Annotated in this window: 5 protein-coding genes; 1 reads left to right on the top strand and 4 read right to left on the bottom strand. The window is 62.5% G+C overall.

What is annotated here, in order from left to right; all coding sequences use genetic code 11:
• Window positions 1-2: 2 nt before the first annotated feature.
• From C1X29_RS16110 to C1X29_RS16095, 4 genes are all read right to left on the bottom strand, one after another.
• Window positions 3-899, bottom strand: a complete 897-nt coding sequence (locus tag C1X29_RS16110; RefSeq protein WP_085613330.1) for a TauD/TfdA family dioxygenase — start codon at window positions 897-899, stop codon at window positions 3-5.
• A gap of 386 nt (window positions 900-1,285) precedes the next feature.
• On the bottom strand, window positions 1,286-2,653 hold the full coding sequence (locus C1X29_RS16105) for an HlyD family type I secretion periplasmic adaptor subunit (RefSeq protein WP_011331851.1): 1,368 nt from the start codon (window positions 2,651-2,653) through the stop codon (window positions 1,286-1,288).
• Window positions 2,643-4,799, bottom strand: a complete 2,157-nt coding sequence (locus tag C1X29_RS16100) for a type I secretion system permease/ATPase (RefSeq protein ID WP_085748533.1) — start codon at window positions 4,797-4,799, stop codon at window positions 2,643-2,645. The genes C1X29_RS16105 and C1X29_RS16100 overlap by 11 nt, the downstream gene beginning before the upstream one ends.
• 34 nt (window positions 4,800-4,833) lie before the next feature.
• Window positions 4,834-6,186, bottom strand: coding sequence for a TolC family outer membrane protein (locus tag C1X29_RS16095; protein ID WP_102688570.1), 1,353 nt, complete (start codon window positions 6,184-6,186; stop codon window positions 4,834-4,836).
• 359 nt (window positions 6,187-6,545) lie between these two features.
• Here C1X29_RS16095 and C1X29_RS16090 point away from each other — a divergent pair, with 359 nt between their 5' ends.
• The gene (locus tag C1X29_RS16090) at window positions 6,546-23,678 is read left to right on the top strand and encodes a LapA family giant adhesin (RefSeq protein WP_102717886.1); all 17,133 of its coding nucleotides are present in this window, start codon (window positions 6,546-6,548) and stop codon (window positions 23,676-23,678) included.
• The last annotated feature ends 143 nt before the right edge of the window (window positions 23,679-23,821 follow it).

Genomic DNA, 23,821 nt, shown 5'->3' with positions numbered 1-23,821 from the left:
AATCAGAAAGGCGCGTCGCCCTGAATGGTGGTGCGATACAGCTTGCGGCGCAGGTGCGCAGGGCAACCGGCGGCAAGGTGGATCAGCGAGCGGTTGTCCCAGAACACCAGGTCGTGTGGCTGCCATTGATGGCGATAGATGTTCTGCGGCAGCACGCTGTGGGCGTAGAGCTCGTCGAGCAGTTGTTTGCTCTCGTCTTCCGGCAGGCCGACGATGCGGGTGGTGAAGCCTTCGCTGACGAACAAGGCCTTGCGGCCGTTTTCCGGATGGGTGCGGACCACCGGGTGCACAACCTCGGCGACCTGGGCCAATTGCTCCGGGGTCAGGGTCGGGCGCCAGTTGCCTTCGAATTTGGTTTCGCTGTAACGCGCGGTGTAGGAATGCGCAGCCGAGCGGCCTTCAACGGCTTTGCGCAGGGCGTCGGGCAGGCTGTCCCAGGCTTTGTGCATGTCGGCGAACAGGGTGTCGCCGCCTTCGGACGGCAGCTCTTGGGCGTGCAGCATCGAGCCGAGGCTCGGCAGCTCTTTATAGGAAAGGTCCGAGTGCCAGAACTTGCCGGCATCACCGAGGCCGATGTTCTGGCCGTTCTCGACGATGTTGGAAACGATGAGGATTTCCGGGTGATTGGCCAGCAGGAACTGCTTGAGCACGTGGATCTGCAACACGCCGAAGCGGCGGCTGAAGTCGATCTGCTGTTGCGGGGTGATGCGCTGGTCGCGGAACACCACGACGTGGTGATCGAGGTGCGCGCGGTGGATGCGGGCGAAGTCTTCATCATTGACCGGACGGGTCAGGTCGAGGCCGATGATTTCGGCGCCGACGGCACCGCTGAACGGGCGGATCTCGAAGGTTTGCGGCGCGACAGTCGCGGCGCTTGGGGTAGCAGTAGCTGCGGACATCAATCAATCTCCCACGCACGGCGCGCTCAAGGGCGCGCGCGTCGATCAGAAACTCACGCTGGATTGCGTGTTGGTTCGTGTCGTGCGGCGCGCCGATTGGTCGGCAGGTACGCAGGAGGCTGACTTTATAGCTATAAGAAGCGGAATTTAAATACTGTTAACGAATAACGATATGGCGATTGCTTAGGAATGGACTGGATGGTGAGTGACCATTTGTGTCACTTACTGACAGGGATGTGGTGTTCAAACTGACGCCATCGCTGGCAAGCCAGCTCCCACAGGGAGCTCGGTTAGAACACAATTGTGTGCTCATTAAAGAACTCTGTGGGAGCTGCGGTGCGACGATTCGACTTGCCAGCGATGAGGCCCGAAAGGCCAATAAAGATCTAGCGTTCGTGCAACGCCTCGGCGCGCGCCCGGATGATCGGTTTGAGCAGATAGCTCAGCACGGTCTTCTTGCCGGTGATGATGTCCACCGACGCGACCATCCCCGGGATGATCAGCAACGGCTTCTCGTCAGTGCCGAGATGGCTGCGCTCGGTGCGCAGCTTGATGACGTAATAGGTGGTTTTCTTGTCTTCGTCGGTGATGGTGTCGGCGCCGATCTGTTCCAGCTTGGCCTTGAGCCCACCGTAGATGGTGTAGTCATACGCGGTGAATTTCACCGTGGCTTCCTGACCCGGATGCAGGAACGCGATGTCCTGCGGGCGGATCTTCGCTTCGACCAGCAGCGTGTCGTCCAGCGGCACGATTTCCAGCAGGTCACTGCCCGGCTGGATCACGCCGCCGATGGTGTTGACCAGCATCTTGTTGACGATGCCCCGCACCGGCGAGGTGACGAGCGTCCGGCTGACCCGGTCTTCCAGCGCCTTGCCGGTGGCCTGGGCCTTGTTCAGGTCGGTGCGCGCCTCGTTGAGCTGGGTCAGGGCTTCGCTGCGGAATTTGCCGCGGGTCTCGTCAATCTTGCGCTGCACTTCCTTGATCGCCGATTCGGCGCGCGGGATTGCCAGCGTAGTGGCGTCGAGCTGACCACGGGTTTCCACTTCGGCACGCTTGAGTCGCAGCACTTCCACCGGCGACACCGCACCCTGGGCCACCAGCGGCTCGGACATGTTGATTTCCTGGCGTTGCAGACCGAGTTGCTGGCGGTACTGCGCCTGCTTCGAGGTGAACTCACGCAGCTCTTGCTGACGCTGGATCAACTGTTCCTGCAAACCACCGACTTCATCGTGCAGTTGCTGACGACGGCTGATGTACAACGATTCTTCACTTTTCGCCTGACCCGGCACGGCTTTGAGCACGTCCTCGGGGAAATTCAGCGGCCGGTCATCGACCTCGGCACTCAGGCGCTCGACCCGCAGCAGCATCGACAGGCGATCAGCCTCGGTTTCACCGACGTTGGAGGCGAATCGCGTGTCATCCAGCCGTACCAGCGGTGCGCCGGCCTCGACGATCTGGCCTTCCTTGACGAACAGCTCGGAGACGATCCCGCCCTCGAGGTTCTGGATTTTCTGGATCTTCGACGAGGGAATCGCCTTGCCGTCGCCCTTGGTCACTTCGTCGATGACGGCGAAGTTGGCCCACAGCATCAGGAACACGAAGAAGCCGATGATTGCCCAGATCGTCAGGCGCACCACGCGCGGCGCGTCCTCGATCAAGGCCTTGTTGACCTCTGGCAGCGGCTGGCCCTGCAGCGATGCCGAGCCCTTGAAGTAGCGGCGGATCGAATCCTTGAAACCCGACTTAAGCAACACTGATCTGCCCCTTCTTCAACGCTTCCATGACGGCCGCTTTCGGGCCGTCGGCGAGGATCTGTCCACGGTCGACCACCAGTAGGCGATCGACCAGCGACAGCAGCGATGCCCGGTGCGTCACCAGCACCACGGTCTTGTTTTCCACCACCGCCGCGAGGCGTTGCTTGAGGCGTTCTTCGCCGGTGTTGTCCATGGCGCTGGTCGGTTCGTCGAGCAAGAGAATCGGCGGATTGAGCAACAGCGCCCGGGCCAGGGCGACGTTCTGGCGCTGACCGCCGGACAGGTTCTGCCCGCGCTCGCCGACTTGCAGTTCATAACCCTGCGGGTGCAGTCGGGCGAATTCGTGGACGCCGGCCAGTTCAGCGGCCTGCAGGACAAGTTCGTCTTCGACGTAACGAGCGCCGGAAATCAGGTTGTCGCGCAGGGTGCCGGCCAGCAGCTGGATGTCCTGCGGCACGTAGCCGATGTTGTAGCGCAGCTCGCTGACGTCGATCTGTCGAATGTCGACGCCATCCACCAGCAACGCACCATCGTCCGGCTGATAGAGGCCGACCAGCAGTTTCGCCAGTGAGCTTTTGCCGGAACCGCTGCGGCCGATGATGCCGATCTTCTCGCCGGGACGGATCACCAGGTTGATGTTCTTCAGCGCCGGGTTCTGTTGCTCCGGGTAAGTGAAGCTGAGCTGGCGGCATTCGATCGCGCCTTGCAGCACCTTGCGGCTCAGTGGGCGTTCTTCGAAATTGCGCTCCTGCGGCAACTCCATCATCTGGTCGACCGAGGTCATGGTCACCCGCGCCTGCTGGTAGCGGGTCAGCAGACCGGACAACGACGCCAGCGGGCTGAGGGCGCGGCCACTGAGCATGTAGCAGGCGATCAGGCCGCCCATGCTCAGGTTGCCGGCGATGATCTGGTACACGCCGAAGACGATCATGATCACCCCGGCCAATTGCTGGATCAGCAGGGTGATGTTCATCGCCAGACCGGAGAGCATTTTCACCCGCAGCTCGAGGCGGCTGAGGGTGCCGATGGTTTGCTCCCACTGATATTGGCGTTCGCTTTCGGCGTTGTTGACCTTCACCGCGTCGAGGCCGGCTAGGGTTTCGATCAGGCTCGACTGACGCTCGGCGCCGAGGGCCATGGTGCGTTCCATGGTTGCCACCAGCGGCTTCTGCAATGCGTAGCCGATCAGCAGCGCAATCGGAAAGGCCAGCACCGGAATCCACACCAGATGCCCGCCGAGAATCGCGATGACGATGAAGATCAGGAGGGTGAACGGCAGGTCGATCAGGCTGGTCAGGGTCAGCGAGGCGAGGAAGTCACGCAGGCTCTGGAACTCATGGATGTTCTGGGCAAAGCTGCCGACCCGCGCGGGGCGGTATTTCATGGCCATGCCGACGATGCGCTCGAACAGCGTGGCAGAGATGATCAGGTCGGTTTTCTTGCCGGCCAGATCCAGGCACAGGCTGCGCAGGCTCTTGAGGATCAGGTCGAACAGATAGGCGCCGGTGATACCCAGCGCGAGGACCCACAGGGTCGCTTCGGCCTGGTTCGGCACCACGCGGTCGTAGACGTTCATCACGAACAGCGGCGCGGCCATGGCGATGATGTTGATCAGAAAACTGGCGGCGATGGCGTCGGCATACAGCCAGCGCGAACGCTTGAGGGTGTCGCGAAACCAAGAGCGCGCACGCGGGATCAGCGTGCCGTGGTTGACGTCGAATTTGTGCTGGGGCTGGGCGAAGAACACTTTGCCGGTGTAGTCGTCGGCCAGCAGCTCGCGGCTGACCAGGGATTCACCGCCGTCGCTTTCGCTGAGCAGCACCCGCGCGTCGTTCTCACCCTGCCAGCCGAGCAGGACGGCACTGCGGCCATCCTTGAGCAGCAACAGCGCCGGCATGGCAATCGCCGGAATCTCTTCCAGCTTGCGCTGCAGCACCCGTCCTTGCAGCCCGGCGCGCGCCGCCGCACGGGGCAGCAGCTCGACACTCAGGCGTTGTTTGGGCAGCGGCAGGCCGGTGGTCAGCATCGCCGCGCTGGCGGGTTTCTGGTGGAGCATGCAAAGAGCGAGCAGACCGTCCAGTAACGGATCGTCATGCAACGCGCGTGGATCATGACTGAGATGAACTCGACTGACTTCTGATTCCACGCTCGACACTCTTTAGCAGTTGAAAAGGGACAACTCAATTCATCCCAGGCAGCTGAACCTTGGGCTTAACGTCGTTCTGCACAACGGATGCCAAGGGTGCGACCACTCCCTGGCTCTTGAGCAATTCGCCCATGGTCGCCTTGATTCGATACTGAGTAAATAACTGAATGTTTTTGATTTCAGCCAGACGCCGCGAAGCGGTGAACAGCTCGTTTTCACTGTCGAGCAAATCCAGCAGGGTACGTTCGCCGAGGCTGAACTGACGCTGATATGCGGTGCGCACCGAGGTGCTGTGATCAACGTACTGCTGAGCGATCGGCACCTGAGCGTTGGCGTTGTTCAGGGCGTTCCAGGCCAGGCCCAGTTCTTCATTCAATTGGCGCAAGGCGTTGTTGCGGATATCCAGCGCCTGGTTCGACAGGTACGACTTGGATTCCAGATCCGCCTTGTTGCTGCCGCCCGAATACAGGTTGAAGCGCATGCGCAGCATGGCCTGCCATTCGTTGTTGTGACCGTTCTGGCCGTCGAGGTCGTTGTCGGCGGTGCGGCCCAGCTCGGCGTCGAAACGCGGGTAGAAGGTCGACTTGGCAGTCTCGTATTGCTTCTCGGCCGCGGCGATATCGGACTCGGCCGAACGCAGGATCGGGCTGTTTTCCAGCATCTGCTGGCGCGCTTCATTCAGGTTGGCCGGCATCATCGCCATGAACGGCGCCGGACGCTCCAGCTGATCGGGCATCTGGCCGACGGCGCTGAGGAAATTGGTTTCCGAGTCGGCGAGGTTGGTCTGCTCGGTGATCAGGTTGTTGCGGGCCTGGGCCATCCGCGCTTCGGCCTGATCGAGGTCGGCACCGCTGCCGACGCCGCGCTGGGTGCGCAGCTGGATCTGGTCGTAGATGCGCTGGTGGCTCTTGAGGTTTTCCTCGGCCAGACGCACAAACTCACGACGGGTCAGCACGTCCAGGTAAACCTGGGCCACGGTCAGCGCAGTGCGCTCGGAAGTGCCGAGCAAGGAATACGCGCGGGAGTTGACGGTGGCTTGTTGACGCCCGACTTCGCTGGACGTCGCAAAACCGTCAAAAACCATTTGCGACAGACGCAAACTTGACTCGCTGCGGTTCAGGGTTTCCCAGTGATTGCCACCACCGGCGGCACGGGTGGTCACGCTGTCGGTGCCTTCACGGCCATAACCGCCCAGCAGATCGACCTTGGGCAGGTATCCACCTTTTGCAGCCTTTAATTGATAATCCGCGGCCAGTCGGCTGTTGACCCCTGCCTGGATTTCCGGATGGACATCCAGCGCCTGCTGCATGGCTTCTGGTAAGGATTGTGCTTGTACGAAAGACGCGGCGAGAGCGAAGGGTAGAGCCTTGAACAGGTGCGAACGCATGGTAAAGATTTCCCAGAACTTCTTGTCTTGAATCACAGCAAAATGACGAGCTGCGTCGGAAGATGGCAACCGGAATGACCGTATGTCGGAAAGTTTAAAACCGGAACTGGATCACACGCTGAAGGGCAGGTCGCCGCATAAATATCAATGTGACATTACTGGGGCGATTGTTTAGGATGGCACCCAGAAGGTCAATAGTTTGGCATAAAGTTAATAGCGAAAGAATCTAGCCAAAATATTGACGAACAACAGCGTCAACTTTGTTTCATCTTTTTTTAAAAGTACGTCCAGACTGAATCGGCGCAGACAGCCATCAGGTCTATGGAAGTCAACTGAACGTGACACCCGGAGAGTCTTCAATGAGCAGTGTTGTTGCCATCGTCAAAAGCATTGTTGGTCAGGTTTTCGTGGTGTCCCCAGAGGGCGTCCGTCGCGTACTCGTTGAAGGCGACCGGCTGTTTACCGGCGATCAGGTCGACACCGGCGTTTCCGGCGCCGTGTCCCTGGAACTGGCCGATGGCCGCACGATCGATCTGGGCCGCGACACTCAGTGGAGCGCCGATGCCCCGGATTCCAGCACCGACCTGGCCGAAGCCACCGCGCAAGCCGCGCCGTCGGTAGAAGAGCTGCAACAAGCCATCGCCGCCGGTGTCGACCCGACTACCGCCCTTGAATCCACCGCCGCCGGCCCTAGCGCCGCAGGAACTGGCGGTGCCGCCGGTGGCGGTCACAGCTTCGTGATGCTCGATGCGACCGCTGGCCGTGTCGACCCGACCATTGGTTTCCCGACCGCAGGCATCAACGCTGCCGGCCAGGCCGCCCAGAACATCACTGGCGGCCAGACCACCGACACCAACGCCAATGCCCTGCGCGAATCGACCCTGAGCCTCAGCGCCACGCCGAGCATTACCGAAGCCGGCGGCGTTCTGGTGTACACCGCGACCCTGACCCAGGCGCCGCTGACCGACCTGACCATCACCCTGTCTAACGGCGCGGTGATCGTGATTCCGGCCGGTTCCACCACCGGCACCGTCAACGTGCCGCTGGCACCGAACGACACTGTTTATAACGACCCGACCCAGATCGACGTGACCGTCACCGGCACCACCGGCGGCAACGGCATCACCGTGACCCCGCCGACCACCCCGGCCACGACCCAGGTCACCGACACCATCGACACCACCACCGTCACCCTGACGGCGGGCCCGAGCGTGACCGAAGGCGGTCAGATCACCTACACCGCGACCCTGACCAACCCGGCGCAGACGCCGGTGACCGTGACCCTGTCCAACGGCTCGACCATCACTATCGGCGCCGGCCAGACCACCGGCACCGTCAACGTGCCGACCGCACCGAATGACGTCTATAACAACGGCAGCACCGTCACCACCACCATCACCGGTGCCACGGGCGGCAACTTCGAAAACCTGGTGCCGAACCCGACACCGGCCGTTACCACGATCGTCGATTCGCGAGACACCACCGGCCTGACCCTGACCGCTACTGGCACCGTGGTCGAAGGTGGCCAGATCACCTACACCGCGACCCTGACCAACCCGGCGCAGACGCCGGTGACCGTCACCCTGTCGAACGGCTCGACCATCACCATCGGCGCCGGCCAGACCACCGGCAGCGTCAACGTGCCGACCGCGCCGAATGACGTTTACAACAACGGCGGCACCGTCAGCACCACGATTACCGGTGCCACCGGCGGCAATTTCGAGAATCTGGTGCCAAACACGACGCCAGCGACCACCACCGTCACCGATTCCATCGACACCACCAACCTGTCGCTGAGCGCCACCGGTTCCGTGGCCGAAGGCGGTTCGATCGTCTACACCGCGACCCTGACCAATCCTGCCGGGACCCCGGTGACCGTGACGTTGAGCAACGGCTCCGTCATCACCATCGAGGCTGGCAAAACTACCGGCACCGTGACCGTTCCGGCGCCAGCCGATGACGTCTATAAAGACGCCGGCAAAGTCGAAGTCACTATCAAGGACGCAACCGGCGGCAACTTCGAGAACCTGGTGCCAAGCACCGTTCAGGCCGTTACCGAAGTCACCGACACTATCGACACCACCACGGTAAAACTCACAGCGACCGAATCAGCGGCTGAAGGTGGCACTGTCACTTATACCGCTACTGTCGGCGCACCAGTGACCGGTTCGCCGGTCACTGTGACGCTGGCCAATGGTCAGTCGATCACCATCGAAGTGGGCAAAACCACCGGTACCGTGACCACCACTGCGCCGAACGATGCGTTGACCGGCAATGCACCGCTGACCAACTCGATCACCGGCGTTTCCGGCGGTAACTACGAAAATCTGGTGGCCGACAAAACCCCGGTTTCGACCACGGTGACAGACGTGGCCGACACCACCAATCTGACCCTTAGCGCCACCGGCACTGTCGCCGAGGGTGGTTCGATTGTTTACACCGCGACCCTGACCAATCCGGCCGGTACCCCGGTGACCGTGACGTTGAGCAACGGCTCCGTCATTACCATCGAAGCTGGCAAAACCACCGGCACCGTGACCGTTCCGGCGCCAGCCGATGACGTCTATAAAGACGCCGGCAAAGTCGAAGTGACCATCAAGGACGCCACCGGCGGCAATTTCGAGAACCTGGTGCCGAGCACCGTTCCGGCCGTCACCGACGTGACCGACACCGTCGACACGACCACCGTCAAACTGACCGCGACCGAGTCGGCGGCTGAAGGCGGCACCGTTACTTACACCGCCACCGTCGGCGCACCGGTGACTGGCTCGCCTGTCACCGTGACCCTGGCTAACGGTCAGTCGATCACCATCGAAGTCGGCAAAACTACCGGCACCGTCACCACCACCGCACCGAACGACGCATTGGCCGGCAACGCACCACTGACCAACGCGATCACCGGCGTGAGCGGCGGCAACTACGAGAATCTGGTCGCCGACAAGACGCCGGTCAGCACCACCGTGACCGACACTGTCGACACCACCAACCTGACCCTGAGCGCCACCGACTCCGTGACCGAGGGCGGCTCGATCATCTACACCGCGACGCTGACCAATCCAGCCGGCACTCCGGTGACCGTGACGTTGAGCAACGGCTCCGTCATCACCATCGAAGCCGGCAAAACCACCGGTACCGTGACCGTTCCGGCCCCTGCCGATGACGTCTACAAGGATGCCGGCAAAGTCGAAGCGACCATTACCGGCGCAACCGGCGGCAACTTCGAAAACCTGGTGCCAAGCACTGTGCCGGCCGTGACCCAGGTCACCGACACCATCGACACTTCAACCGTCAAACTGACCGCGACCGAATCGGCCGCTGAAGGCGGTACCGTCACTTATACCGCGACGGTTGGCGCCCCGGTAACCGGCTCGCCGGTGACCGTGACCCTGGCCAACGGTCAGTCGATCACTATCGAAGTCGGCAAAACCACCGGCACCGTGACTACCACGGCGCCGAACGACGTACTGGCCGGCCATGCACCGCTGACCAACTCGATCACCGGTGTGAGCGGCGGCAACTACGAAAACCTCGTGGCCGACAAAACGCCGGTCAGCACCACCATCACCGATACCGTCGACACCACCACCGTATCGCTGACCGCCACCGGCAACGTCAACGAGGGCGGGCAGATCATCTACACCGCCACCCTGACCAACCCGGCCGGCACCCCGGTGACCGTGACGTTGAGCAACGGCTCCGTCATCACCATCGAAGCCGGCAAAACCACTGGCACCGTGACCGTTCCGGCTCCTGCCGATGACGTCTACAAAGATGCCGGCAAAGTCGAAGTGACCATCAAGGACACTTCCGGCGGCAATTTCGAAAACCTGGTGGCCAACCCGACGCCAGCGGTGACCAACGTCGCCGACACCATCAACACCACGCACCTGACCCTCAGCGCCGAAAGCTATGTGCTCGAAGGCACGTCGATCACTTACACCGCGACCTTGACCAACGCCGCGCAGACGCCGGTGACCGTCAACCTGAGCAACGGCCAGACCATCGTTATCGAGGCCGGCAAGACCAGCGGTTCGGTGACCATCCCGGCGCCGAGCGATGACGTCTACAAGGATGTCAGCAAGCTCACCGTGACCATGACCGATGCCAGCGGCGGCAACTTCGAGAAGCTCGACGTCAGCAAGACGCCGGTCAGCACCACGGTCAACGACACCATCGACAAGACCACGCTGACCCTGAGCGCCAGCGACACCGTCAGCGAAGGTGGCCAGATCACCTACACCGCGACCCTGAGCAACCCGGCCGGCACCGCCATGACCGTGACCCTGGCCAACGGCGCGGTGATCAACATTGCCGCCGGTGCCACCAGCGGTTCGGTGAATTTCCCTGCGCCGGCCAACACGCCTTACATCGATGGCGGCAAGGTACAGACCGCGATTGCCAGCCACAGCGGCGGCAACTTCGAACAGGTCGATGCCAACCGTTCGGCGGTGGTGACCAAGGTCACCGACACCGTCGACACCACCAACATCAGCCTGAGCGCCACCGGTTCGGTCGCCGAGGGTGGTTCGATTGTTTACACCGCGACCCTGACCAACCCGGCCGGCACGGCCATGACCGTGACCCTGAGCAACGGCGCGGTGATCAACATCGCCAAAGGCGCGAGCACCGGCACCATCACCGTCGCCGCACCGGGCGACGACGTGTACAAGGACGCCGGCAAAGTCGACGCCAGCATCACCAAGACCACGGGCGGCAACTTTGAAAACCTGGTGGTCGACAAGACCCCGGCGGTGACCGACGTCACCGACACCATCGACAACAGCACCGTTTCCCTGAGCGCTACGGCCAGCACCGTTGAAGGCGGCGTGGTGATTTACACCGCCTCCGTCACCGCACCGGTGACCGGCTCGCCAGTGGTCGTGACGCTGTCCAACGGCCAGACCATCACCATCCCGGTCGGCGCCAGCAGCGCCAGCGTCAACTACACCGCACCGAACGATGCACTGGCCGGCGGCAACACGCTGAGCGTGAAGATCGACGGCACCAGCGGCGGCAATTACGAAAACCTGGTCGCCGACAAGACTCCGGCCGTGACGTCAGTCACCGACACCGTCGACACCACCAACCTGACCTTGAGCGCTACAGGTTCCGTGGCCGAAGGCGGTTCGATCGTTTACACCGCCACGCTGACCAATCCGGCTGGCACGCCAGTGACCGTGACCCTGAGCAACGGTTCGGTGATCACCATCGAAGCGGGTAAAACCACCGGCACCGTGACCGTTCCGGCGCCTGCCGATGACGTTTACAAAGACGCCGGCAAAGTCGAAGTGACCATCAAGGATGCGTCCGGCGGCAACTTCGAGAATCTGGTTCCGAGCACCGTTCCGGCCGTCACTGAAGTGACTGACACCATCGATACGTCGACCGTGAAGCTGAGCGCCGATACGTCGGTGGCCGAGGGCGGCACCGTCACCTACACCGCCACTGTTGGCGCTCCGGTGACCGGCTCGCCGGTCACCGTGACCCTGGCCAACGGTCAGACCATCACCATCGAAGTCGGCAAGACCACCGGCACCATCACCACCACCGCGCCGAACGATGCGCTCAACGGTCACACACCGCTGAGCATCGCGATCACTGGCGTGAGCGGCGGTAACTACGAAAATCTGGTGGCCGACAAGACGCCGGTCAGCACCACTGTGACTGACACCGTCGACACCACCGACCTGACGCTGACCGCGACCGGCACGGTGGCCGAAGGTGGCTCGATCACCTACACCGCGACCCTGACCAACCCGGCCGGCACTCCCGTGACCGTGACGTTGAGCAACGGCTCCGTCATCACCATCGAGGCCGGCAAAACCTCCGGCACCGTGACCGTCGATGCACCGAAAGACGACGTCTACAAGGACGCCGGCAAGGTCGAAGTGACCATCAAGGATGCAACCGGTGGCAACTTCGAGAATCTGGTACCGAGCACTGTTCCTGCCGTTACCGAAGTCACTGACACCATCGACACCACCACAGTCAAACTGACTGCGACCGAGTCGGCGGCGGAAGGTGGCACTGTCACTTACACCGCGACCGTTGGCGCTCCGGTGACCGGTTCTCCAGTGACCGTAACCCTGGCCAACGGTCAGTCGATCACCATCGAAGTCGGCAAGACCACCGGCACCATCACTACTACTGCGCCGAATGACGCGTTGAACGGTCACACTCCGCTGACCAATGCGATCACCGGTGTGAGCGGCGGTAACTACGAAAATCTGGTGGCCGACAAGACTCCGGTAAGCACTACCGTGAATGACACCGTCGACACCACCGACCTGACGCTGACCGCGACCGGCACCGTGGCCGAAGGTGGCTCGATCACCTACACCGCGACCCTGACCAACCCGGCCGGCACTCCGGTGACCGTGACGTTGAGCAACGGCTCCGTCATCACCATCGAGGCCGGTAAAACCACCGGCACCGTGACCGTCGATGCGCCGAAAGATGACGTCTACAAGGACGCCGGCAAAGTCGAAGTCACGATCAAGGATGCCTCCGGCGGCAACTTCGAGAACCTGGTGCCGAGCACTGTTCCGGCTGTTACCGAAGTCACCGATACCATCGACACCACCACGGTGAAACTCACCGCGACCGAGTCAGCGGCTGAAGGCGGTACCGTTACTTACACCGCGACCGTCGGCGCTCCGGTGACGGGTTCGCCTGTGACCGTAACCCTGGCCAATGGTCAGTCGATCACTATCGAAGTCGGCAAGACCACCGGCACCATCAGCACCACCGCACCGAACGACGCGTTGAACGGTCACACCCCGCTGACCAACGCGATCACTGGCGTTTCCGGCGGCAATTACGAGAATCTCGTAGCCGACAAGACCCCGGTTTCGACCACCGTCACCGATACCGTCGACACCACCAACCTGACCCTCAGCGCCACTGACTCGGTGGCCGAGGGCGGTTCGATCGTTTACACCGCGACCCTGACCAACCCGGCCGGCACCCCGGTGACCGTGACGTTGAGCAACGGCGCCGTCATCACCATCGAGGCCGGTAAAACCACCGGCACCGTGACCGTTCCTGCGCCTGCCGATGACGTCTACAAGGATGCCGGCAAGGTCGAGGTGACCATCAAGGATGCAACTGGCGGCAACTTCGAGAACCTGGTGCCAAGCACCGATCCAGCCGTCACCGATGTCACCGACACCATCGACACCTCGACCGTCAAACTGACCGCGACCGAGTCGGCTGCTGAAGGCGGCACTGTTACCTACACCGCCACCGTTGGCGCGCCAGTGACCGGCTCGCCTGTGACCGTGACCCTGGCCAACGGTCAGTCGATCACCATCGAAGTTGGCAAGACCACCGGCACCGTTACCACCACCGCGCCAAACGATGCGCTCAACGGCCATACGCCGCTGACCAACTCGATCACCGGTGTGAGCGGCGGCAACTACGAAAACCTCGTGGCCGATAAAACGCCAGTCAGCACCACCGTGACCGACACCATCGACATCACCACCCTGACCCTGAGCGCCACGCCGGAAGTCAACGAAGGTGGCCAGATCACCTACACCGCGACCCTGACCAACGCCGCCGGCACCCCGGTGACCGTGACCTTGAGCAACGGCGCCGTGATCACCATCGAGGCCGGAAAAACCTCCGGCACCGTGACCGTCGATGCACCGAAGGACGACGTCTACAAGGACGCCGGCAAAGTCGAGACGACCATTTCGACCACCACCGGTGGCAACTTCGAAAACCTGGTCACCAGCACCGCCCCGGCGGTCACCACCGTCAATGACACCATCGACACGTCCACCGTGTCGCTGACCGCTACCGCCAACGTCGCCGAAGGCGAAACCGTGGTCTACACCGCGACCGTGACGGCGCCAGTGACCGGTTCGCCGCTCGTCGTGACCCTGTCCAACGGACAGACCATCACCATCGCCGTCGGCGAGACCACCGGCACCGTGAACTTCGTCGCGCCGAACAGCCCGTTGGCGGGCGGCAGCTCGCTGAGCGTGACCATCGACAAGGCCACCGGTGGCAATTACGAAAACCTGGCGGTCGACGGCAAGTCCGCCGACACCTCGGTATCGGACACTGTCGACACGACCAACCTGAACCTGACGGCCACCGATTCGGTTGCCGAGGGTGGTTCGATCACTTACACCGCGACCCTGACCAACCCGGCAGGTACGCCGGTGACCGTGACCCTGTCGAACGGCGCTGTCATCACCATCGAGGCCGGTAAAACCACCGGTACCGTGACCGTCGATGCGCCGAAAGACGACGTCTACAAAGACGCCGGCAAAGTCGAGGCAACCATTTCGACCGCTACTGGCGGTGGTTTCGAGAACCTGGTGCCGAGCACCGTTCCGGCCGTGACCAACGTCACCGACACCATCGACACCACCACGGTGAAACTCACCGCCACCGAGTCGGCGGCTGAAGGCGGCACCGTTACTTACACCGCGACTGTCGGCGCGCCTGTCACCGGTTCGCCTGTGACCGTGACCCTGTCCAACGGACAGTCGATCACTATCGAAGTCGGCAAAACCACGGGCACCGTCACCACCACCGCACCGAACGATGCGCTCAACGGCCATGCGCCACTGACCAACGCGATCACTGGCGTGACTGGCGGCAACTACGAAAATCTCGTGGCTGACAAAACCCCGGTCAGCACCACCGTGACTGACACCGTCGACACCACCAACCTGACCCTGAGCGCAACTGGCTCGGTGGCCGAGGGTGGTTCGATCGTCTACACCGCGACCCTGACCAACCCGGCCGGCACTCCGGTGACCGTGACCCTGTCGAACGGCGCTGTCATCACCATCGAGGCCGGCAAAACCTCCGGCACCGTGACCGTCGATGCACCGAAAGACGACGTCTACAAAGATGCTGGCAAAGTCGAGGCAACCATTTCGACCGCCACCGGTGGCAACTTCGAGAACCTGGTGCCGAGCACCGTTCCGGCCGTGACCGAAGTCACCGACACCATCGACACCACCACCGTCAAACTGACCGCGACTGAATCGGCAGCTGAAGGTGGCACCGTCACTTACACCGCTACCGTCGGCGCACCTGTGACCGGTTCGCCAGTCACCGTGACGCTGGCCAACGGTCAGTCGATCACCATCGAAATGGGCAAGACCACCGGCACCGTGACCACCACTGCGCCAAACGATGCGCTTAACGGCCACACGCCGCTGACCAACGCGATCACTGGCGTGAGCGGTGGCAACTACGAAAACCTCGTCGCCGACAAGACGCCGGTCAGCACCACCGTGACCGACACCGTCGACACCACCAATCTGTCGCTGACCGCGACCGACAGCGTGGCCGAAGGTGGCTCGATCGTTTACACCGCCACCCTGACCAACCCGGCCGGCACACCGCTGACCGTGACCCTGTCGAACGGCGCCGTCATCACCATCGAGGCCGGTAAAACTACCGGCACCGTGACCGTTCCTGCGCCTGCCGATGACGTCTACAAAGACGCCGGCAAGGTTGAAGTGACCATCAAGGACGCAACCGGTGGCAACTTCGAGAACTTGGTTCCGAGCACCGTTCCAGCCGTAACGGAAGTCACCGACACCGTCGATACGACGACCGTGAAGCTGACCGCTTCCGAAACGGCAGCTGAAGGTGGCACCGTCACTTACACCGCGACTGTTGGCGCGCCAGTGACCGGCTCGCCTGTGACCGTGACCCTGGCCAATGGTCAGTCGATCACCATCGAAGTGGGCAAAACCACTGGCACTGTCACCACCACCGCGCCGAACGATGCACTCAACGGCCACACGCCGCTGACCAACGCGATCACCGGCGTGACTGGCGGCAACTACGAAAACCTCGTAGCCGACAAAACGCCGGTGTCGACCACCGTCACTGACACCGTCGACACCACCAATCTGACCCTCAGCGCCACCAATTCGGTTGCCGAGGGCGGTTCGATCACTTACACCGCCACACTGACCAACGCTGCGGGCACTCCGGTGACCGTGACCTTGAGCAACGGCGCCGTGATCACCATCGAAGCTGGCAAAACCACCGGCACCGTGACCGTCGATGCACCGAAAGACGACGTCTACAAAGATGCCGGCAAGGTCGAAGTCACTATCAAGGATGCGTCCGGCGGAAACTTCGAGAATCTGGTGCCGAGCACTGTTCCGGCGGTTACCGAAGTCACCGACACCATCGACACCACCACGGTCAAACTGACCGCGACCGAGTCGGCGGCTGAAGGCGGCACTGTCACTTACACCGCCACCGTGGGCGCGCCTGTGACCGGCTCGCCAGTCACCGTGACACTGTCCAACGGTCAGTCGATCACCATCGAAGTCGGCAAGACCACCGGCACCGTCACCACCACCGCACCGAACGATGCGCTCAACGGCCACACGCCGCTGACCAACTCGATCACGGGTGTGACGGGCGGCAACTACGAAAATCTCGTGGCTGACAAAACGCCGGTCTCGACCACCGTCACCGACACGGTCGACACCACCAACCTGACCCTCAGCGCCACCAATTCGGTTGCCGAGGGCGGTTCGATCACTTACACCGCCACACTGACCAACGCTGCGGGCACTCCGGTGACCGTGACCTTGAGCAACGGCGCCGTAATCACCATCGAAGCCGGCAAAACCACCGGCACCGTGACCGTCGACGCACCGAAAGACGACGTCTACAAAGACGCCGGCAAAGTCGAAGCGACCATTTCGACCGCCACCGGTGGCAACTTCGAGAACCTGGTGCCAAGCACCGTTCCGGCCGTGACCCAGGTCACCGATACCATCGACACCACCACGGTGAAACTCACCGCGACCGCGTCGGCGGCTGAAGGCGGCACCGTCACTTACACCGCTACCGTTGGCGCGCCGGTGACTGGCTCGCCAGTGACCGTGAACCTGTCGAATGGCCAGAGCATCACCGTCGAAGTGGGTAAGACCACCGGCACCGTGACGACCACGGCACCTAACGATGCGCTCAACGGCCACGCGCCGCTGACCAACGCGATCACCAACGTGACGGGCGGCAACTACGAAAATCTGGTGGCCGACAAGACGCCGGTCAGCACTACCGTGACCGATACCGTCGACACCACCAACCTTTCCCTGAGCGCTACCAACTCGGTCGCCGAGGGTGGTTCGATCACTTACACCGCAACCCTGACCAATGCTGCGGGCACTCCGGTAACCGTGACCTTGAGCAACGGCGCCGTGATCACCATCGAAGCGGGCAAAACCACCGGCACCGTGACCGTTCCTGCGCCAGCGGACGATGTCTACAAAGACGCCGGCAACGTGCAAGCCACGATCACCAACGCCACGGGCGGCAACTTCGAAAACCTGGTGACCAGCACCACGCCAGCAGTGACCAGCGTTACTGACACCATCGACACCACCACCGTGAAGCTGACCGCGACCGCAACAGCGGCCGAGGGTGGCACCGTTACCTACACCGCGACCGTAGGTGCGCCAGTGACTGGCTCGCCTGTGACCGTGAACCTGTCGAATGGCCAGAGCATTACCATCGAAGTCGGCAAGACCACCGGCACCGTGACCACTACCGCGCCGAACGACGTGCTGACCGGTCATGCACCGCTGACCAACGCCATCACCGGCGTGAGCGGCGGCAACTACGAAAATCTGGTGGCTGATAAAACCCCGGTTTCGACCACCGTCACCGATACCGTCGACACCACCAACCTGTCGCTCAGCGCGACCGGCACCGTGGCCGAAGGCGGATCGATCACCTACACCGCGACCCTGACCAACGCCGCTGGCTCGCCAGTGACCGTGACCTTGTCGAACGGTGCAGTGATCACTATCGAAGCGGGCAAAACCGCCGGCACCGTGACCGTTCCTGCGCCAGCCGACGACGTCTACAAGGACGCCGGCAACGTACAGGCAACGATCACCAACGCCAGCGGTGGCAACTTCGAGAACCTGGTCACCAGCACCACACCAGCGGTGACCAGCGTTACTGACACCATCGACACCACCACCGTGAAGCTGACTGCAACCGCGACCGCGGCTGAAGGTGGCACCGTCACTTACACCGCTACCGTGGGCGCGCCGGTGACCGGCTCGCCTGTGACCGTAAACCTGTCCAACGGTCAGTCGATCACCATCGAAGTCGGCAAAACCACCGGCACCGTGACCACCACCGCGCCGAACGACGTGCTGAACGGTCATGCACCGCTGACCAACGCCATCACCAACGTCAGCGGCGGTAACTACGAGAACCTGGTTGCCGACAAGACCCCGGTCTCGACCACCGTCACTGACACCGTCGACACCACCAACCTGTCCCTGAGCGCTACCAACTCGGTCGCCGAGGGTGGCTCGATCACCTACACCGCAACCCTGACCAATGCTGCGGGCACTCCGGTAACCGTGACCTTGAGCAACGGCGCCGTGATCACCATCGAAGCGGGCAAAACCACGGGCACCGTGACCGTTCCTGCGCCAGCCGATGACGTCTACAAAGACGCCGGCAACGTGCAAGCCACGATCACCAATGCCACGGGCGGCAACTTCGAAAACCTGGTGACCAGCACCACGCCAGCAGTGACCAGCGTTACTGACACCATCGACACCACCACCGTGAAGCTGACCGCAACCGCAACAGCGGCCGAGGGTGGCACCGTCACCTACACCGCTACCGTGGGTGCGCCGGTGACTGGCTCGCCGGTAACCGTGAATCTGGCCAACGGTCAGTCAATCACCATCGAAGTCGGCAAGACCACCGGGACCGTGACCACTGCCGCGCCGAACGACGCGTTGACCGGCCACACACCGCTGACCAACTCGATCACCAACGTTTCTGGCGGCAACTACGAAAACCTCGTGGCCGACAAGACGCCGGTCAGCACCACCGTGACTGACACCGTTGACACCACCAACCTGTCGCTCAGCGCGACCGGCACCGTGGCCGAGGGTGGCTCGATCACCTACACCGCGACCCTGACCAACGCCGCTGGCTCACCAGTGACCGTGACCCTGTCGAACGGCGCCGTGATCACCATCGAAGCCGGTAAAACCACGGGCACCGTGACCGTTCCTGCGCCAGCTGACGACGTCTACAAAGACGCCGGCAACGTGCAGGCGACGATCAAGTCCGCCACCGGCGGCAACTTCGAGAACCTGGTCACCAGCACCACACCAGCCGTGACCAGCGTCACCGACACTATCGACACCACCACCGTGAAGCTGACCGCGACCACGACGGCGGCCGAAGGTGGCAACGTGGTCTACACCGCGACCGTCGGCGCGCCAGTGACAGGCTCGCCTGTGACCGTGACCCTGGCCAACGGTCAGTCGATCACCATCGAAGTCGGCAAAACCACCGGCACCGTGACCACTACCGCGCCGAACGACGCGTTGACCGGCCACACGCCGCTGACCAACGCGATCACCAACGTCAGCGGCGGCAACTACGAAAACCTCGTGGCCGACAAGACACCGGTCAGCACCACCGTCACCGACACCATCGACACCACCAACCTGTCGCTCAGCGCGACCGGCACCGTGGCCGAAGGTGGTTCGATCACCTACACCGCAACCCTGACCAATGCCGCTGGCTCGCCAGTGACCGTGACCCTGAGCAACGGTTCGGTGATCACCATCGAAGCGGGTAAAACCACCGGCACCGTGACGGTTCCAGCCCCAGCCGATGACGTCTACAAGGACGCCGGCAATGTGCAGGCCACGATCACCAACGCTACCGGCGGCAATTTCGAAAACCTGGTGACCAGCAACACACCAGCCGTGACCAGCGTCACCGATACCATCGACACCACCACCGTCAGCATCACCGGCAGCACCTCGGTGACCGAAGGCCAGACCGCCAGCTACACCGTCAGCCTGACCCACCCGGCGCAGACCGAAGTGACCCTGAAAATCGTCTACAGCGGCACCGCCGCCGACGGTTCGGACTTCACCGGCGTGTACACCGTGAAGATCCCGGCCGGTGCCAGCAGCGCGCAGTTCAACGTTGCGACCATCGACGACAAGATCACCGAAGGCACCGAGAACTTCGTGGTCAAGATCGACTCGGCCACCGGTGGCAACTTCGAAAACCTGGCGGTCAGCAGCACCAATGGCAGCGTCAGCACCTCGATCATCGACAACGATGCACCGCCGGTCATCGACCTCGACGCCAACAACTCCAGCGGTGCAACGGGTGCCGACTACAAGGTGACCTTCACCGAGAACACCCCGGGCGCAGGCGTGTCGATTGCCGACACCGACATCAAGATCACCGACCCGGACAGCACCATGCTGACCGGCGCCACCGTCGTGCTGACCAACCGTCAGGACGGCGATGCGCTGAATCTGGGCAACAGCGTCAACGGCATCACCATCAACGCCAACAGCACCAACGGCACCGTCACCCTGACCCTGTCGGGCAACGCGACGCTGGCCGACTACATGCAGGCGATCAAGAACATCAGCTTCACCAACAGCAGTGAAGACCCGAGCACCGTGCCGCGGATCATCACCGTGACCGTGACCGATGGCGGTAACTACTCCAACACCGCGACCACCACGGTCAACGTGGTGGCGGTCAACGACGCACCGGTCGCTGCACCGGTCAACGTCACCGGCACCGAAGACACCCCGCTGGTTCTCGGCTGGTCGACCTTCGGCGTCAGCGACGTCGACAGCCCGGCCAGCAGCCTGGGCGTGAAAATCACCCAGCTGCCGGGCGAAGGCAAACTGCAGTATCTGGACGGCTCGACCTGGAAAGACGTCGCCAACAACCAGACTGTCAGCAAGGCCGACATCGACGCCGGCAAGCTGCGCTTCGTGCCGGATGCCAACGAGTCGGGTGTGAACGGTTACGGTGGCACTGGCGTTGGTAACAATCAGGCCGACTACGCGCAGATCAAATTCCAGCCAACCGACGGCCAGTTGCTGGGCAACACTGGCACCATCAAGATCGACATCACGCCGGTGGCGGATGCACCGACCCTGTCGGTGGCCGACAACAGCGTGAAGTCCACCGGCCTGATCAAGGAAGTCTGGACCGGTCTGTCGGGCCTGGGCACCGACGGCAGCGGCGCCAACTCGACCACCCTGAAAAACGTGATCGACGGCGCAGGCAAGCCGAACACCAGCGGCACTGTGAACAACGTGCAGTCCGACGGCAGCGTGACCGCCGGCACTGCGTCGAAAACCTCGGGCCTGATTTATCTGGAAGCCGGCAAGACCTATACCTTCAGCGGCACCGGTGATGACAGCCTGCTGGTGACCATCGGCGGCAAGAACGTGGCCTCGACCACGTGGGGCGCGGGCGGCAACCTCAACGGTTCGTTCACCCCGACCACCAGCGGTTACTACACCCTGGACATCTACCACCACAACCAGAGCGGCCCGGGCAGCTACGACGTCAACCTGTCGGTCAACGGCAGCACGCCGATCGACCTGAGCAGTGCCGGCGTGCCGATCTACACCGGCGTGCAGGATCTGGTGAATGCCGGCGTGACCGTCTCCGATCTGCACGGCAACAACGGCGAAGGCTATTACGACGGCTACAAACTCAACACCGGCGCCGAAGGCACCACGGTGAAACTGTCGTCGATCAGCACCGCGCTGACCGATACCGACGGCTCGGAAACCCTGAGCATCAAGATCAGCGGCGCACCGGTCGGCTCGGTACTGAGCGACGGCGCAGGCCACAGCTTCACCGTGACCGCCACCAGCGGCGACGCCAACGTCACCGGCTGGAACCTCGGCACCCTGACCGTAACCCCGCCGACCTACTACAACGGCCAGTTCAACCTGACCGTGACCTCGACCTCCACCGAACAAGTCGGCGGCTCGGCCAGCACCACTGCGACCATCCCGGTCACCGTGGTGCCAGCGGTTTACAACGCGGTGGTCGCCACTTCGGCGGACGACACCGTCACCGGCACCGACGGCAACGACATCATCGTCGCCGACATCGGCGGCCTGACCGTGGTGCCGGGCACCAACTACAACATCGCGTTCATGGTCGACAGCTCAGGCAGTATGAGCGCCTCGTCAATCAACGCCGCCAAGGACTCGCTGACGTCGGTGTTCAACACCCTCAAGCAGAGCCTGGGCAGCAACTCCGGCACGGTGAACATCTTCCTGGTGGACTTCGATACCCAGGTCAACAAGTCGGTGTCGGTGAACCTCAACGACCCGAACGCGCTGACCTTGCTCAAGGCCGTGCTGGACTCGATGTCGTCCGGCGGCGGCACCAACTACGAGGACGTGTTCAAGGCCACGGCGAACTTCTTCCAGAGCGCCGAAGCGCTGGCCAACACCGGGGCGAAGAACCTCACGTACTTCATCACCGACGGCCAGCCGACCTACTACCAGAGCAACGAGCAGACCAACCCGACGCTGTACGGCAACGTGAAGCTCGATGACGTGGTGAAAACCAGCAACTACAAACTGGGCGACAGCTTCAGCACCTACATCGACAACACCCACTACCTGAGTATCAACACTGCCGGCGCCGTGGTATTGCAGACGTACAAGAACGGCAGCTGGAGCTGGAACAGCCTGGGTACCATCCACGCTCAGGGTGACGGTACCTACGAGATCTCGAGCCTGGCGGGCAACGGCAGCAGCACCACGACCACGACCACCGATAACGCCAGCAGCGGTTTCGCCTTGCTCAACGGTTTGTCGAACGTGGAGGCCATCGGCATCAACAGCGGTGTCAGCCTCAACGACCTGAAACCGTACGATTCGGACAAGACGCCGCAAACCAACATCGATCCTAAGGACCTGGCCAACTCGATCATCGGCCACACCGAAGCGACGATGCCGGGCAACGACACCGTCAGCGGTGGCGACGGCAACGACATCCTGTTCGGCGACCTGGTGAGCTTCAACGGCATTGCCGGCGAGGGTTACCAGGCGATGCAGGCGTTCGTGGCCAAGGAAACCGGGGTCGACGTCAGCAAAGTCACCACCAGCAACGTGCACCAGTACATCACCGAGCACTATCAGGCGTTCGATGTGTCCGGTGCCCACGACGGCAACGACACGCTGCTGGGCGGCGCGGGCAATGACATCCTGTTCGGCTCGGGCGGCAACGACCTGCTCGACGGCGGCAAGGGCAATGACATCCTGCTCGGCGGCACCGGCAACGACACGCTGATCGGTGGTCAGGGCAACGACATCCTGATCGGTGGTTCGGGTGCCGACACCTTCGTCTGGAAGGCGGGCGACACCGGCAACGACGTGATCAAGGACTTCAAGGCCAGCGAAGGCGACCGCATCGACCTGCGTGATCTGTTGCAGGGTGAGAGTGGCAGCACCATCGACAACTTCCTGAAGATCACCACGGTCGACGGTGTGTCGTCGCTGCAAGTCAGCTCGGGCGGCAAGTTCAACTCGGGCGATGCCGCAGCCGCCACACCGGACGTGACGATCAAACTGGAAGGCAACAACTGGTCCACGGCCAACATTCACAACCTGATTGCCGGCAGCGATCCGACCATCAAGGTCGACCACAACAACAGCTGATGCGTGAAAAACGGCCGCCCCACTTGGGGCGGCCGTCACGTTTGCGGTGCTTGAACCGGTGACGATTTCGTCGGCGCACCGCATACTCGCGCGCAGTTGGCTATGCTGCTGACAGCATGACGCTGGTCCATTTCCGAGGGATG

It is taken from the genome of Pseudomonas sp. GW456-12-10-14-LB2 (assembly GCF_002884345.1).
Classification (GTDB): domain Bacteria; phylum Pseudomonadota; class Gammaproteobacteria; order Pseudomonadales; family Pseudomonadaceae; genus Aquipseudomonas; species Aquipseudomonas paraglycinae.
Note: the sequence above shows the minus strand (reverse complement) of the source record. Positions and strands in the feature narration are given on the sequence as shown.